The sequence below is a fragment of the Kitasatospora sp. NPDC097691 genome (assembly GCF_040302665.1).
GTDB lineage: Bacteria > Actinomycetota > Actinomycetes > Streptomycetales > Streptomycetaceae > Kitasatospora.
In genome coordinates this window covers 68,937-83,647 of record NZ_JBEORY010000034.1, presented here as the reverse complement: position 1 = coordinate 83,647, position 14,711 = coordinate 68,937, and the positions used below count along the sequence as shown (strand labels likewise).

The 14,711-nt window shown below is 74.4% G+C and carries 11 protein-coding genes and 2 pseudogenes; 8 read left to right on the top strand and 5 right to left on the bottom strand.

Features of this window, described 5'->3' with window-relative positions; genetic code table 11:
* The 4 genes and pseudogenes from ABTY56_RS23510 to ABTY56_RS23495 form a co-directional block, all read right to left on the bottom strand.
* A pseudogene (locus ABTY56_RS23510) lies at window positions 1-143 on the bottom strand (hypothetical protein); the annotation flags it as partial.
* Window positions 144-188: 45 nt separating this feature from the next.
* On the bottom strand, window positions 189-1,223 hold the full coding sequence (locus ABTY56_RS23505; RefSeq protein ID WP_350630952.1) for a methyltransferase: 1,035 nt from the start codon (window positions 1,221-1,223) through the stop codon (window positions 189-191).
* Between the two features lie 41 nt (window positions 1,224-1,264).
* Window positions 1,265-2,347 (bottom strand): right-handed parallel beta-helix repeat-containing protein, encoded by a 1,083-nt coding sequence (locus ABTY56_RS23500; RefSeq protein WP_350630951.1) that lies wholly within the window; start codon window positions 2,345-2,347, stop codon window positions 1,265-1,267.
* A gap of 335 nt (window positions 2,348-2,682) precedes the next feature.
* Window positions 2,683-4,059 carry a cytochrome P450 family protein gene (locus ABTY56_RS23495; RefSeq protein ID WP_350630950.1) on the bottom strand — a complete coding sequence of 459 codons (1,377 nt, stop codon included), beginning with the start codon at window positions 4,057-4,059 and terminating at the stop codon, window positions 2,683-2,685.
* Window positions 4,060-4,258: 199 nt separating this feature from the next.
* Here ABTY56_RS23495 and ABTY56_RS23490 point away from each other — a divergent pair, with 199 nt between their 5' ends.
* Both ABTY56_RS23490 and ABTY56_RS23485 read left to right on the top strand, forming a co-directional pair.
* The gene (locus tag ABTY56_RS23490; RefSeq protein WP_350630949.1) at window positions 4,259-5,221 is read left to right on the top strand and encodes a deoxyribonuclease IV; all 963 of its coding nucleotides are present in this window, start codon (window positions 4,259-4,261) and stop codon (window positions 5,219-5,221) included.
* Window positions 5,222-5,327: 106 nt separating this feature from the next.
* Window positions 5,328-7,424, top strand: a complete 2,097-nt coding sequence (locus ABTY56_RS23485) for an MMPL family transporter (RefSeq protein WP_350630948.1) — start codon at window positions 5,328-5,330, stop codon at window positions 7,422-7,424.
* A 113-nt stretch (window positions 7,425-7,537) separates the two neighbouring features.
* On the opposite strand, the gene ABTY56_RS23480 is transcribed toward ABTY56_RS23485, so the two are convergent.
* Entirely contained in the window at window positions 7,538-7,762 is a 225-nt protein-coding gene (locus tag ABTY56_RS23480) for a hypothetical protein (RefSeq protein WP_350630947.1), read from the bottom strand.
* A 422-nt stretch (window positions 7,763-8,184) separates the two neighbouring features.
* On the opposite strand from ABTY56_RS23480, the gene ABTY56_RS23475 reads away from it, so the two are divergent.
* The 6 genes and pseudogenes from ABTY56_RS23475 (at window position 8,185) to ABTY56_RS23450 (ending at window position 14,555) form a co-directional block, all read left to right on the top strand.
* On the top strand, window positions 8,185-9,567 hold the full coding sequence (locus ABTY56_RS23475; protein WP_350630958.1) for an amino acid permease: 1,383 nt from the start codon (window positions 8,185-8,187) through the stop codon (window positions 9,565-9,567).
* Window positions 9,568-9,883: 316 nt separating this feature from the next.
* Window positions 9,884-10,531 (top strand): HNH endonuclease family protein, encoded by a 648-nt coding sequence (locus ABTY56_RS23470; RefSeq protein ID WP_350630946.1) that lies wholly within the window; start codon window positions 9,884-9,886, stop codon window positions 10,529-10,531.
* A gap of 280 nt (window positions 10,532-10,811) precedes the next feature.
* A complete protein-coding gene (locus ABTY56_RS23465; protein ID WP_350630945.1) occupies window positions 10,812-11,000 on the top strand; it encodes a YegP family protein in 189 nt (62 codons plus the stop codon).
* Window positions 11,001-11,120: 120 nt separating this feature from the next.
* Window positions 11,121-12,266: pseudogene (locus ABTY56_RS23460) on the top strand (glycosyltransferase family 4 protein); the annotation flags it as partial.
* 233 nt (window positions 12,267-12,499) lie between these two features.
* Window positions 12,500-13,696: a glycosyltransferase gene (locus tag ABTY56_RS23455; RefSeq protein WP_350630943.1), complete on the top strand. Its 1,197-nt coding sequence runs from the start codon at window positions 12,500-12,502 to the stop codon at window positions 13,694-13,696.
* A complete protein-coding gene (locus ABTY56_RS23450; RefSeq protein ID WP_350630957.1) occupies window positions 13,677-14,555 on the top strand; it encodes an SGNH/GDSL hydrolase family protein in 879 nt (292 codons plus the stop codon). Before ABTY56_RS23455 ends, ABTY56_RS23450 begins: the two co-directional genes overlap by 20 nt.
* Window positions 14,556-14,711 lie beyond the last annotated feature (156 nt).

The following is a 14,711-nucleotide window of genomic DNA, read 5'->3' as shown; positions in this document are numbered from 1 at the left end:
CATCGCGTTGGTCCTTCCGTCGGATTCCTGGCCCCGACCGCGTCGTCGCGACGGGTCGCGGCGATGGCGGCCGGCACCTCCTTGGCCTTGCCGTATCCGACACCCACGGTGCCGTCACCGTCGCCCACCACGACCAGCGCGGTCCCTGGAACGGAGGGCCGGCGGTCGTCGGGTGCGGAGCCGTCGCGTCAGCCGCGGACGGTGGCCTCGAAGGCGTGCAGGTAGGGGTTGACCGGGCAGACCTCGGTGACGGTCAGGCCGGCCTCCTCCATCAGCCGGACCATGCTGTCCTCGGAGTGCTTGGCCCCGCCCACGTTGAGCATCAGGAGCAGGTCCATCGCGGTGGTGAAGCGCATCGACGGGCTGTTGTCGACGAGGTTCTCGACGACCACCACGCGGGCGCCGGGGCGGGCCGCCTTCACCACGTTGGCGAGGGTGCGGCGGGTACTCTCGTCATCCCACTCCAGGATGTTCTTGATGATGTAGAGGTCGGCGCGGACCGGGATGTCCACCCGGCAGTCGCCCGGCACCATGCGGGCGCGGGCGGCGAAGACGCCGCCGTCCTGCAGCCGGGGGTCGGCGCCGGCGACGACCTTGGGCAGGTCGAGCAAGGTGCCGTGCAGGGCCGGGTGCTTCTCCAGCAGACTGGCGAGCACGTGGCCCTGGCCGCCGCCGATGTCGACCACCGAGTCGACGCCGGTGAGGTCCAGGTAGTCGGCGAAGTCCTGGGCGGACTGCCGGCTGGAGGTGGTCATGGCCTTGTCGAAGACCTTGGCCGAGTCGCCGCCGTCGCTGTGCAGGTAGTCGAAGAACTCCTTGCCGAACAGCTCCGGGAAGACGTTGCGGCCGGAGCGGACCGCCTCGTCCAGCTTCGGCCAGGCCTCCCAGGTCCACGGCTCGGTGCACCAGAGGGAGATGTAGCGCAGCGAGTTGGGGGCGTCCTCGCGGAGCAGCCGGGACATCTCGGTGTGCTCGTAGCGGTCGTCGCCGGTCTCGGCGAAGATGCCGTAGCAGGTGAGCGCGCGCAGCAGGCGGCGCAGCTGGCGGGGCTCGGTGTCGAGCGAGGCGGCGAGGTCGGTGACGGTGGTCGGGGTGTCGCCGAGCGCGTCGGCGACTCCGAGCCGGGCGGCCGCCCGGACGGCGGCGGCGCAGGCGGCGCCGAAGACGAGCTCGCGCAGGCGCATCGCGGCCTGCGGGCTGGTGTGGGCGGGTGCGGTGGTCATGGGCGCTTCCTTGAGGGGTGGGCGGCGAGGGGTCGGGGTGCTCAGCAGCGGCCGGACGGCTCGGAGCGTTCGCAGGTGTTGCGGGCGAAGGTGTTGTCGGCTCCGGCGTCGCGGTCGGCGAGGTCGGCGGGGCCGTTGCCGCTCAGGCGGTTGTCGGTGACCATGGCCCGGGCGTTGGAGACGCCGACGACGCTCTTGAAGAGGACGATGCCGCCGGAGAAGTCCGAGGTGCCGGTGTTGTCGCGGACCTCGTTGTCGGTGACCCGGGTGTCCTCGGTGCCGGTGAGCACGATGCCGGCGCCCTGGATGGCGCCCAGGCGCGGGTTGGCCGGGCAGAACTTGTTGTTGGCGACGACCTTGTTGCGCCGCACGTCCAGGTCCCCGGCGCGGGGCAGGCCCTCGTCGCCGACCACGAAGACGCCGCCGCAGTTGCCGCTGATGTCGTTGTCCTGGACGGCCAGCCCGCGCAGCCGGCGGACGGTGACGCCGACCCGGTTGCCGGTCAGCTCGTTGCCCTCGACCACGGTGCCGCCGGTGTCGGGCGCGCCGCCCTCGCGGTAGGCGTAGTTGGCGAGGAAGACGCCGGACTGGCCGTTGTCGGTCGAGCGGTTGCCGACGATCGAGGCCCGGGTGGACATCTCCTGGCTGATGCCCTGCTGCGCGTTGTCGTGGACGAAGGTGTGGCTGACGGTCAGGCCCGTGGTGCCGCTGGCGTCGATGCCGTTCTTGGCGAAGCCGGTGACGGCGAGGGTCGCGATGGTGACGCCGGGGAGCGGGGTGGACTCGGTGCCCACCACGCAGATGCCGTGCCCGGCGGTGGCGCAGGCGTTCTCGGTGCCGGTGCCGGGGGTGATCACGCTGTCGGGGCCGGAGCCGAGCAGGGTGAGGCCGGGGGTGGTGATGCGGACGCTGCCCCGGTAGGTGCCCGGGAGCAGCAGGACGGTGTCGCCGGAGTGGGCGGCGTCGACGGCCTGCTGAATCGATTCGCCGGGCTGGACGAGGTGCAGCCGGCCGATGTCGACGGCGTGGGCCGCGGGCGCGGCGGCCAGGGTGGTGAGGACGGTGATCAGGGCGGTGGCGGCCGCGGTGGCCGCGGCGAGGTGGTGGACCCGTCGCGTGGGCATGAGTGGTGACCTGTCTTTCGGCGCGCGCAGTGCTCGTGGGTGGGTCGGGGTGTTCGGCCCGGTCCAGCGGCGTGGACTGACGCGCTGTGTGCGGGCGGTGACGGCCGGTGGGTGCGGCCGAGTCGACGGTACGGTCGCCCGGGTGGGGCCGCCACCAGGGCTGGGCTGCGGGACTGACGGGGCGTCGGCCGGGCGTGGGACGGCCCGGCGTGGCGCGCGCCGGGCGGACATGACGACGCGCCCGACCGCGGGTGCGGTCGGGCGCGCGGGGGTCGGACGCGGGGGGGCGCGCGCGGGGGGTGAGGGTTGCGCCGGTGTTCCCGGCGGGCCCCGGCTCAGCCCTCGGCCGGGGCCTGCGGGCCGAGGCGTACGGGCAGGGCGGCGAGGTGCCAGGCGGCCGGGTTGGGGCCGCGTTCGACGGCCTCCGGCCCGACCGCGAGGGCCAGCTGCGGGTACGTGCGCAGCAGCGCGCCGAAGGCGACCACCGCCTCCTCGTGCGCCAGCGCCGCGCCCAGGCAGCGGTGGGTGCCGTGGCCGAAGCCGAGGTGCGCGTCGTGGTGCCCGTCGCGGTCCGGGGCGCCGGCCCGGCAGATGTCCAGGCGCTCCGGCTCGGGGTAGACCCGCGGGTCGTGGTTGGCCCCGGCGAGGATCGGCATCACCGCCTCCCCCTTGCGGATCAGGGTGCCGGCCAGGGTGAGGTCCTCGGTCGCGTAGCGCGGCACCCCGCCGATGGTCGGGCCGCACCAGCGCATCAGCTCGTCGACGGCGGCGGGCAGCCGGCCCGGGTCGGTGCGGACCAGCGCCAGCTGCTCGGGGTGGGCGAGCAGGGCGGCCGTCCCGTTGCCGATCAGCGTGGCGGTGGTCTCGTGCCCGGCGACGATCAGGTTGAGGATCAGCGAGACGGTCTCGACCGGGGCGAGGGTGTCGCCCTCGGCGGCGGCCAGGCGGGAGAGCAGGTCCTCGGCCGGTTCGGCGCGGCGCCGCTCGATCAGCCCGCGGGCGGCGGCCACCATCCCGCGCAGCGCCTCGTCCAGGCCGGGCCCGGCGCCCCGGCCGAGGTAGGAGCTCCAGCGGCGCCACTGCGGGCGGTCGGCCTCGGGGATGCCGAGCAACTCGCAGATCACCGTGACGGGCAGCGGGTAGGCGAAGTGCGCGACGAGGTCGACCACGCCGTCCCGGTCGGCGTGGTCGGCGAGCCCGCGGGCGTACTCCTCGGCGAGCCGTTCGATCCGGGGTCGCAGGCGTTCGACCGCGCCGGCCGTGAAGGCGGGGTGCACCAGGCCGCGCATCCGGCGGTGCCGGGCGCCGTCCGCGTCGAAGACGCCGGCGCGCAGGTAGGCGGCGCACTCCGGCGGCATGCCGCGGGCACGCCAGACCTGCTCGGTGCGGTGGGCGGGGGCGGGCGTGCCGTTCTCGGCGGGCGCGTCGTGGACGGTGGGCGCGCTGTTCACGCCGGGCGCGTCGTGGGCGGTGGGCGCGTCGTCCAGGCCGGGCGCGCCGTGGACGGTGTGCACGTCGTTGGCGAAGCGCGGGTCGGAGAGCACGGTGCGGACGTCCCGGTAGCGGACGGCGATCCAGAACGGGTCCACGCCGGGGATGGTGGCGCGGGCGAGCGGGGCGCGTTCGCGCAGCTCGGCGAAGGCGGCGAAGGGGTCACGGACAAGGTGGTCGGCGCGCAGGTCGACGGTCTCGACGGTTTCGGCGGTGGTCACGGCTGCCTCCTCGGGGACACGGAGTCCTTGTGGTCACGGATCGTGATGGAGCCGGGTGCGCGCGGTCCGGGGTTTCCGGACGCGATTCACTCGATGGAGTACAGAGGATCGTTTCCTCAAGCCTCCGGAGACCCCGTCGCCGCGGGGCCGGAGTGACCTGCCCGCCGCCGTCGTCCGGCCGCGTGACATCCTCGGGGCCATGACCACCGTGCCCGCACCGTCCGTCGCCACCGCGACCGCCGCCACCACCACCGTCCGCAACCCGATCGGCGCCCACGTCCCGGTGGCCGGCCGGGGGTTGGCCGGGACGGGCCTGGCGTACGCGCGGCGGGTCGGTGCCGAGACGGTGCAGGTGTTCGTGGCCAATCCGCGCGGTTGGGCGACGCCCGCGGGCAACCCTGCGCAGGACGAGGAGTTCCGCACCGCCTGCGCCGACCGGGGCGTCCCGGCCTGGGTGCACGCGCCGTACCTGATCAACTTCGGCTCGGACAACCCGGCCACCCGCGAGCGTTCGGCCGAGTCGTTGCGCCACTCGCTGCTCCGCGGCCACGCCATCGGCGCGCTCGGTGTCGTGCTGCACACCGGCTCGGCGGTCGGCACGGCGCCCGGCGGCGGCTCGCGCCGGGCGGAGGCGATGGCGCAGGTCCGCGAGGACGTCCGGCCGCTGCTGGACGAGCTCGACGCGCTCGGCGAGGACGCGCCCTGGCTGCTGCTGGAGCCGACCGCCGGCCAGGGCAGCTCCCTCTGCTCACGGATGGAGGAACTGGCCGAGTACGTGGAGGCGCTGGACCGTCACCCGAAGGTGGGAGTTTGCCTGGACACCTGCCACGCCTTCGCCGCCGGACACGATCTGGCGGCACCCGGCGGGGTGACGGCCGCGCTCGACGCCCTGGCCTCCGCCGCCGGGCCTGGCCGACTGCGGCTGATCCACGCCAACGACTCCGAGGACGCCGTCGGCGCCCGTAAGGACCGGCACGCCAACATCGGCGCCGGAATGATCGGCGCGGAGCCGTTCCGGGAACTGTTCGAGCACCCGGAGACGGCCGGCGTACCTCTGTTGGTGGAGACCCCGGACCGCAAGCACGGTGGGGACGGCACCGGCCACGCGATGGACATCGCGGTGCTGAAGGAGCTGCGGGAGCGGGCGGCCGTCCGCGTCTGAGTCCGCGCCGCAGGCCGGGTGGCCACCGGAGCTGGAGCTGCCGGATGGCGGGGCGGGTGGGAATGTGGAACTCGTCCTTGCCGCCGGCCTCCCAGGGGGTTCCTGGATGTCCCCGACCCGGAAACTCGCCGCGCTGCCGTGCGGCCGCCGCAGCAAGTGGGTCGTGCTCGCGCTGTGGCTGGTGCTGCTGGTGGCCGTCGGGCCGCTGGCCGGAAAGCTCATGGGCGCCGAGGACAACCAGGCGTCCAGCTGGCTGCCCGGCAACGCCGAGTCCACCCAGGTGCTCGACGAGCAGCGGGCCTTCCAGCCGGTGGACACCGCCCAGGCCGTCGTGGTGTACCAGCGGGCCAGTGGCATCACCCCCGCCGACCAGGCCGAAGCCACCCGTGACGCCGCCGAGTTCCGCACCGTGCCGCACGTCGTCGGGCCGGTCACCGGCCCGGTGGTCTCCGGCGACGGCCAGGCGATGCAGACCATCGTGCCGATCGACATCGGCACCAACGGCTGGAACGACCTGAAGCCCGCCGTCGAACAGCTGCGCCGGATCGCCGCCACCGGCAGCAACGGCATGACCACCCATGTGACCGGCCCCGGCGGCGTCGGCGCCGACCAGGCCGCGGCCTTCGCGGGCATCGACAGCTCACTGCTCGCCGCCACCGTCAGCGTGGTGATCATCCTGCTGCTGCTCACCTACCGCAGCCCGGTGCTGTGGATCCTGCCGCTGGTCTCGGCGGCCGGCGCGCTGACCGTCGCCGAGGCGATCATCTACCTGCTCGCCAAGCACTCCGGACTGACCGTCAACGCGCAGAGCGCCGGCATCCTGATCGTCCTGGTGCTCGGCGCCGGCACGGACTACGCGCTGCTGCTCACCGCGCGCTACCGCGAGGAACTGCGCCGCCACCAGGACCGGCACGAGGCGATGGCCTTCGCCCTGCACCGGGCCGGGCCGGCCATCCTCGCCTCCTCGGCGACCGTGATCGCCTCCATGCTCTGCCTGCTGATCGCCGAGATGAACTCCACCAGCGGCCTCGGCCCGGTGTGCGCGATCGGTGTGCTGGTCGCCCTCGTGGCCATGCTGACCCTGCTGCCCGCACTGCTGGTGATCGTCGGCCGCTGGGTGTTCTGGCCGGTCCGGCCCGGGTACGGCACGCCGGAGCCGACCAGGACCGGCCGCTGGGCGCACATCGGGACGTGGATCGGCGGGAAGCCCCGCAAGGTGTGGGTGACGACGGCGCTGGCGCTCGGTGCCTGCTGCATCGGGCTGGTCTGGCTCGACGCCAACGGCCTCAGCACGGCCGGGACCTTCACCGGCAAGCCGGACTCGGTGGTCGGCCAGCAGGTGCTGGAGCAGCACTTCCCGGGCGGTACGGGCGCGCCGCTGACGATCATCTCCACCGCCGAGGGGGCTCCCGCCGTACGGGAGGCCGCCGGGACGACGCCCGGGGTGGCGGCCACGACACCGCCGGTCGTGCACGACGGGCAGGCCCTCTTCCAGGCCACGCTCGCCGACCCGCCGGACAGTCAGGCCGCCAAGGACACCGTCGACCGGGTGCGGGACGCCGTGCACGCCGTGCCGAACGCGGACGCCAAGGTCGGCGGCAGCACCGCCGTCGTGCTGGACGCCGGGCGCGCCGCCGGGAACGACAACCGGGCGATCATCCCGCTGGTCCTCGGCGTGGTGCTGCTGATCCTGGCCCTGCTGCTGCGGGCCGTCACCGCGCCGCTGGTGCTGATCGCGACCGTGGTGCTGTCGTACGCGGCGGCGCTCGGGATCAGTGCGTTCTTCTTCGCGAACGTCTTCCACTTCCAGGGCCAGGACCAGGCGTTCCCGCTGTTCGTCTTCGTGTTCCTGGTCGCGCTGGGGATCGACTACAACATCTTCCTGATGACGCGCGTGCGGGAGGAGTCCGCCCAGCACGGCACCCGGCAGGGGGCGTTGAACGGGCTGTCCGCCACGGGTGGGGTGATCACCTCGGCCGGTCTGATCCTGGCCAGCACCTTCGCCGTCCTCGGGACCCTGCCGGTCGTGGGCTTCGCCGAGATCGGCTTCGCGGTGGCCCTCGGCGTGCTGCTCGACACCCTGGTGGTGCGCTCGGTGCTGGTCACCGCGCTCACCATGGACCTCGACCGGCACATGTGGTGGCCCGGGCGGCTGTCCCGTCCCGTTGCGGCGGCGGAGGCCGCGCCGAGCGAACCGCGGTGAGCGGATGCGGTGAGCAGGTGCGGTGAAGGGACGGCGGTGCGGGGACGGCGGTGAGCGGGCAGCAGTAGGCCCGGGTGCCGCCGCGGCGGCACCCGGGCCTGTTCACCCGTCGATCAGCAGTCGCCGATGCACTTGTCGTTGGTGTGCTCGTGCGCGTTGAGCCACTGGGCGTGCGGGCCGAACAGGCCGACACCGGCCGAACCCGACTCCAGGCTCGCCGAGGTCGACGAGTCCGACGCGTGCCAAGCGGCCATCGCCGGCACCGGCGCCGCGAGAGCGGCAGCGCCCGTCACGGCGACGATCACGGCGAGCTTGCGGATGTTTCCACGAAGCGACATCAGATGTCCTTTGGGTGGTCTCTGGCATGAAGGAGCGCCCCGGGGCCGGCCACCAGCACACCCGGCCACCCCGCGACACCGGCACAGGTTTGCACACGAACGCGCACGAACCCGCCTTCATCGCAAGCCGACTGCGGCATTCGGGTGACACAACTCCCCCTCCCGGACGAACCGGCGGCCCGGCGGCGGGTCCGGTCGAACAGGTGGGGGGAGAGCGCCCGTCACCGGGCCGGACGAGTGCCCGTCCGGCCGCCGCGCCACCGCAAGACTTGCGGTGAAGCGCCGGACGAACTGAACAAATCCCGTCGATTTGGTGCAAGGTGTCGCCTGGTTCGAGCATGAACGGTCGCTCCGCACGCTCCACGCGCTCCACCGAGCGCGCATCGGAGCACGAGCAGGACCACGAAAGGCGCACCACCTTCATGCAGACCAGTCCCGCCGCACCCCGGCAGGCGACCCGACCGAGCGGCCCGGAGACCCCGGCCCCGGTCGACCCCACTCCGTCGAAGAACGGCCGCTTCGGGCTGGCGACCGCCACCGCCCTGGTGATGGGGAACATCATCGGCGGCGGCATCTTCATGATCCCGGCCGCCGTCGCGCCCTACGGCACCGTCAGCCTGCTCTCCTTCGCGGTGCTCACCGTCGGCGCCGTCGCACTGGCGCTGGTCTTCGGGCAGTTGGCGCGCCGCAACCCGCGCACCGGCGGGCCGTACGTCTACGCCCGTGAGGCCTTCGGGGACTTCGCCGGCTTCCTGTCCGCCTGGTCGTACTGGATCACCACCTGGGTCAGCAACGCCGCGCTCGCCGTCGCCGCCGTCGGCTACCTCGACGTGCTGCTGCCCGTCGGCCACTCCACCGCGTTCAGCATCACCGCCGCCCTGACCTTCCAGTGGCTGCCCGCGCTGGCCAACCTGGCCGGGACCCGCTACGTCGGTGCCGTCCAACTCGTCTCCACCGTCCTGAAGTTCGTCCCGCTGCTGCTGGTATCGGTGGGCGGCCTGTTCTTCTTCGACCCGAAGAACCTCGGGCCCTTCGACGGGAGCGGCCAGGGCTGGGCGGGCGGCATGACCGCCGCTGCGGCGATCCTGCTGTTCAGCTACCTCGGCGTGGAATCGGCCGCGATGAGCGCGGGCAAGGTCCGCGACCCGGAACGCAACGTCGGGCGGGCCAGCGTGCTCGGCACCACCGGCGCGGCGGTGGTCTACCTGCTCGGCACGGTGGCGGTCTTCGGCAGCGTCGCGCACGAGCGGCTCGTCCACTCCACCGCGCCGTTCTCGGACGCCGTGGACGCCATGTTCGGCGGCACCTGGGGCGGCACGGCGATCGCCGTCGCCGCGCTGGTCTCGATGAGCGGCGCCCTCAACGGCTGGACGCTGCTGGCCGCCCAGGCCCCGTACGCGGCCGCCGAGGACGGCCTCTTCCCGGCCGCCTTCGCCAAGGAGCGACGCGGCGTTCCGGTCTTCGGCGTGGTGGTGAGCGTCGCCCTCGCCTCGGTGCTGACCGTCCTCGACTTCGCCAGCGGCGCGAAGGGCGCCTTCGACACCCTGGTGCTGGTCACCACCTTCACCGCCACCGTCCCGTACCTGCTCTCCACCGCCGCGCAGTTGTACTGGCTGGTCCGCGGCGCCACCGAGAAGGTCGACAACGGCCGGCTCGTCCGCGACGCCGTCCTCGGGCTGGGCGCCTTCGCCTTCTCCCTCTGGCTCCTCGCCGGCGCCGGCTACGCCGCCGTCTACCAGGGGGTGTTGTTCCTGTTCGCGGGGATCCTGGTCTACGTCTGGATGGCGGGGCGGCGGCGCGGCTGAGCCGGGCCGAGCAGGACTGAGCCGGGCTCGGCCGGGCCGGCGCGGGAGGTCGCGGCCGAGCCGTCGACGCGGGAGGTCGCGACTGGTCGTGACCTCCCGGTGGCGGCCTTCCCGCGACGGCCTCCGGGTGACCTCATCGCGGCGGCCGGAGGTCGTGAACACCCGTACAGGATGCCGGACTTGTCCGGTAGTCAGCCGGTAACGGCCCGATATCCACGAGGATTTCACCTCCGGGGTCTACCCGCGTAGCTCCGAACTCGCCACACTGGCGCACGCAACTCAGCATCTTTTCCGATCTGATGATGGAGCGTTCGCCATGGCCCCCGCCGCGTCCATACGCCGGTTCCTGTCCTGCATACCGGCCGCCGCCGTCCTCGCCGCAGCCACCGTGCTCGCGGCTGGCACGCCCGCCCAGGCCGCCCTGCCGACCCCGATCTCCGCCGCCACCGCCCGGGCCTACCTCGCCGCGATGCCCGCCACCGCCGAGACCCACGGGGACACCTACGACCGGACGCTGTTCCACATCTGGATCACCATCAGCGGCACCTGCGACACCCGCGAGTGGGTCGTCAAGCGGGACGGCAGCAACGTCGCCACCGACACCTCCTGCAAGTCCACCAGCGGCAGTTGGACCTCGCCGTACGACAACGCGACCACCACCAACGCCTCCTCCTTCGACGTCGACCACCTGGTGCCGCTCGCCGAGGCCTGGGCCTCCGGCGCCTGGGCGTGGACCGACGCCCAGCGCCAGGCCTTCGCCAACGACGTCACCCGCCCCCAGCTGCTCCTGGTCTCCGCCAGCAGCAACCGCTCCAAGGGCGACCGCGACCCCGCCGAGTGGCTCCCCCAGGCCTCCTACCGCTGCACCTACGCCCGCGCCTGGGTGCAGGTCAAGCAGTACTACGGCCTCGGCGTCGACAGCGCCGAGAAGACCGCGCTCACCGGGATCCTCAACGGCTGCTGACCGCAACCCGCACGGCGGCGCCCCGCTCCGACCCCACCCGGTCCGGCGCGGGGCGCCGCCGCGTCCGATGACGAACCGTCAGTCGGGACAGGGGACTCGGAGCGGACCGCCCGCCCCCACACCTGCGCCCGGTACCGCCCACCGACGGACGGCGGACCCACCTGCCGGACGAACGAGGTGACAGCCCGGCCACCCGAACGCCACTCCCCGCGCGCCCCGCGGCGCCCCCGCGCCTACGGTGCGGCCAGGGGGGTCATCCGAGCGGAAGGCTGTTACTGGCATGGCGGGTAGATTCGAGCTGTACGTGGACGAGAGCGGGATGCACCGGTTCCGGCTCAAGGCCAGCAACGGGTCGGTCGTGGTGACCGGGGACCCGGAGGAGAGCAAGGACGACTGCCTGAAGAGCATCGAGTCGATCCGCAAACTCGCGCCGTACGCGGAGCTCAAGGAGGCTGCCGGGTCGATGTGAGGCCGGGGTGGCAGCAGGCAGAAGGGAACGCGGGCCGGCGGTACAAATCGCCGACCCGCGTTCGCTTGTACGACAGATCCCTTTGGCCCGGAGCATGCCGGGTGCGGACAGAACACTGGCATGCGTGTCGTCATCGTCACCGAATCCTTCCCGCCCGAGGTCAACGGGGTCGCCCACAGCGTGCTGCGGACGGCCGAGCATCTGGTCCGCCGGGGTCATCAGCCCCTCGTCGTCACTCCCGCGCCGACACGGGGGGCGGAGTGCCCGCCGGGGACCTTCGGGAGTGCCGAGGCGGCCGCGATCCCCGTGGTGCACATCCCCTCGATGCCGCTGCCGGGGTACCCGCAGGTGCGGATCGCCCTGCCGAGCCGGCAGCTGGCGGCCGCGATCGCCGGACACCGGCCGGACATCGTCCACCTGGCCAGTCCGTTCGTCCTCGGGGCGCGCGGCGGGCAGGTGGCCGCGCGGCTCGGGGTGCCCGCCGTCGCCGTCTACCAGACCGACCTCGCCGGGTACGCGCACGCCTACCGGGCCGGGCGCGGGCTCGGGGAGGCCGCCGCGTGGCGGCGGATCCGGGCCGTGCACCGGGCGGCCGCCCGTACCCTGGCGCCGTCCACCCCGGCCGCACAGGACCTCACGGCGCACGGGGTGCCGCGGGTGCAGCTGTGGCCGCGCGGGGTGGACTCGGTGCGGTTCCACCCCCGGCACCGGGACGAGGCGCTGCACCGGGCGCTCGCGCCGGGCGGGGAGGTGCTGGTCGGCTACGTCGGGCGGCTCGCACCGGAGAAGCGGGTCGACCTGCTGGCGGCGGCCTCGGCGCTGCCCGGGGTACGGGTGGTGATCGTCGGGGACGGGCCGTCCGCGCCCGGGCTGAAGGCCTCGATGCCCGGCGCGGTGTTCCTGGGCCGCCGGACGGGTGAGGAACTGGCACGCTGCTTCGCGACGCTGGACGTGTTCGTGCACACCGGCCCGCTGGAGACCTTCTGTCAGACCATCCAGGAGGCGATGGCGAGCGGGGTGCCGGTGATCGGCCCGGCGGCGGGCGGCCCGCTGGACCTGGTCGCGCACCACCGCACCGGCCTGCTGGTGCCGCCCCGGGACGGTGCGGCGGTGGCCCGGGCGGTCGCCGAGCTGGCCGGCGACCCGGCGCGGCGGGCCGCGTACGGGCAGGCGGGACGGGCGGAGGTGACCGCGCGCACCTGGGAGGCGGTCGGGGACCTGCTGCTGCGGCACTACGCCGAGGTGCTGGCGGAGCACCGGGGGGTGCCGGGGCCGGTGACGGCCGGGCTGCCGGCGGCGGGACCGGTCGTGTTGGCGTCGGACGCGGCGGGGCCGGTGGCGGCGGGGCTGCTGACGGCGGGGCCGGGTGTGTCGGGGGCGGGCGTGTCCGGGGCGGGCGTGTCGGCTTTCGCGACGCCCGGGCCGGTGACGGCGGGGCCGGCGACGGCGGGCGCGGAGGACCCCGCGGCCGCGGACGGCATGCCGGAGGAGTTGCCGGCATGACCTCCACCCGGAACGGCGAGGCCCTGACGATCGTGCGGCTCGCCAACTTCGTCACCCCGGTCTCCGGCGGCCTGCGCACCGCGCTGCGGCACCTGGGCAGCGGGTACCGGGCAGCCGGGCACCGGCCGGTGCTGCTCGTGCCCGGGGCACGGCGCACCGAGGAGGAGACCGAGCAGGGCCTGGTGGTCACCCTGCCGGGGCCGGTGCTGCCGGCCAGCGGCGGGTACCGGTTGCTCACCGACCGCCGGGCGGTGGCCGCAGAGCTGACCCGGCTCTCCCCCGACCGGCTGGAGGTGTCCGACCGCACCACGCTGCGCTGGACCGGCGCCTGGGCACGCCGGCACGGGGTGCGCTCGGTGATGGTGTCGCACGAGAGCGCCGCCGGCGTGCTGCGCACCCGGGGAGTGCCCGGACCGCTGGCGAACGCCGCCGCCGACCGGCTCAACGCGGCCACCGCCCGCGCATACGACTCGGTGGTGTGCACCACCGACTGGGCGGCGGCGGAGTTCCGGCGGATCGGCACGCCGAACCTGGCCCGGGCACCGCTCGGGGTGGACCTGGAGGAGATGCGGCCGCTGCCACCCGCCGACCGGGCGGCGGAGCGGGCCCGGTACGCCGCCCCGGAGGAGGTGCTGCTGGTGCTCTGCTCGCGGCTCTCGGCGGAGAAGCGGCCCGAGCGGGCGATCGAGGCCCTGGCCGCACTACGGGCGCGACGGGTGCCCGCCGTCCTGGTGGTGACCGGGACCGGCCCGCTGCGGCGACGGCTGGCGGACCGGGCCGCGCGGCTGGGACTCCCGGTGCGCTTCCTCGGGCACCTGAGCGGGCGCGCGGCACTGGCCCGACTACTGGGCTGCGCCGACGTGGTGCTCGCGCCCGGGCCGGTGGAGACCTTCGGGCTGGCCGCGATGGAGGCGTTGGCCTGCGGGACGCCGGTCGTGGTGAGCCGATCCTCCGCACTGCCCGGCCTGATCGGGCTCGCCGGGGTCGCGGCCGCCGACACCGGAGGTGGATTCGCCACCGCGGTCGGCCAGTTGCTGGACCGGCCGGAGGGCGTCCGGCGGGCGTCCGCCCGCACGCAGGCGGAGCGGTACGGCTGGCCGGCGGCGGTGGCCGCGTTCCTCGCGGCGCACGGCGTACGGAACGGCGGGACGAGGGAAGGGGGTCGGGATGAGCATGCTCGGCACCGGTCCTGACCGGCTGGAGAAAGACCGGTCACCCGCCGGTGAGTTGACGCGGTTCGTCGCACTCGGGGACTCGCTGACCGAAGGGGTCGGGGACGCGGTGGGCGAGGAGTGGCGAGGCTGGGCGGCCGTCCTGGCACACTCCCTGGCGCCCGAGGGACGGGACTTCGAGTTCACCAACCTGGCGTACAGCGGGGCACTGAGCAGTGAATTGACGATGCGTCAGCTACCGGCAGCGCTGGCCCTGCGGCCGCAGGTGGCGGCCGTGGTGGTCGGCGGGAACGACACCCTGCGGGCCGCCTTCGACATCCGGCGCACCACCCTGGAACTGGATGCGACACTGGGTGAACTGTCCGGCCACGGCGCCGTGTTGCTGACCGCATGCCTGCCCGACCCGGGCACCCTGCTCCGCCTCCCGGCCCCGCTCGCCCGCCCGCTGGCACGGCGGATGCGGGCCGTCAACACGGTGGTGCACGCCCTCACCGTCCGCCACCGGGCGATACACCTGCACCTCGCCGAGCTGCCGTGGCTGGAGGAACGGCGACTGCTCAGCGTGGACCGCCTGCACCCCAGCGCCGAGGGCCACCACCTGATCGCCCGCCGTTTCCACGCATTGCTCGCCGAAGCGGGGCACCCCCTCGGCCCGCCACCCGCCGCCGCACCGGCCGAGCCCCCGCCCGGGCTGGCCGCCGACCTGTGGTGGATGGCCACCCAGGGCACCCGCTGGGTCGTCGCCCGCAGCACCGACCTGCTGCCCGGCCTGCTGGCGCTCGCCGCAGCCGAAACGGCCGCCCGCCTGCGCGGCGCGAGCGGCCGGCACGACGAGCAGATGGCACGCGCCGCGGCACAGGCGCTGGCCTCCCTGGGGTGACGGTGCGGCAGGGCACCCGGTCGGAGCCGCGCGGGCGGGGCGGCCGGGGCGGTCAGGGCGGTCAGGGTCGCGGCCGCGCGTGAGTGCGGGCGGTCAGAGGCGGCGGGCGTCCAGGGGACCACGTGTGCCGCCGGTGCGGGACGGGGGAACCATGGA

Coding starts and splice junctions, on each gene's coding strand:
- ABTY56_RS23505 (WP_350630952.1), bottom strand. CDS start 1,223: ATGACCACCGCACCCGCCCACACCAGCCCGCAGGCCGCGATGCGCCTG.
- ABTY56_RS23500 (WP_350630951.1), bottom strand. CDS start 2,347: ATGCCCACGCGACGGGTCCACCACCTCGCCGCGGCCACCGCGGCCGCC.
- ABTY56_RS23490 (WP_350630949.1), top strand. CDS start 4,259: ATGACCACCGTGCCCGCACCGTCCGTCGCCACCGCGACCGCCGCCACC.
- ABTY56_RS23485 (WP_350630948.1), top strand. CDS start 5,328: ATGTCCCCGACCCGGAAACTCGCCGCGCTGCCGTGCGGCCGCCGCAGC.
- ABTY56_RS23480 (WP_350630947.1), bottom strand. CDS start 7,762: ATGTCGCTTCGTGGAAACATCCGCAAGCTCGCCGTGATCGTCGCCGTG.
- ABTY56_RS23475 (WP_350630958.1), top strand. CDS start 8,185: ATGCAGACCAGTCCCGCCGCACCCCGGCAGGCGACCCGACCGAGCGGC.
- ABTY56_RS23470 (WP_350630946.1), top strand. CDS start 9,884: ATGGCCCCCGCCGCGTCCATACGCCGGTTCCTGTCCTGCATACCGGCC.
- ABTY56_RS23465 (WP_350630945.1), top strand. CDS start 10,812: ATGGCGGGTAGATTCGAGCTGTACGTGGACGAGAGCGGGATGCACCGG.
- ABTY56_RS23455 (WP_350630943.1), top strand. CDS start 12,500: ATGACCTCCACCCGGAACGGCGAGGCCCTGACGATCGTGCGGCTCGCC.
- ABTY56_RS23450 (WP_350630957.1), top strand. CDS start 13,677: ATGCTCGGCACCGGTCCTGACCGGCTGGAGAAAGACCGGTCACCCGCC.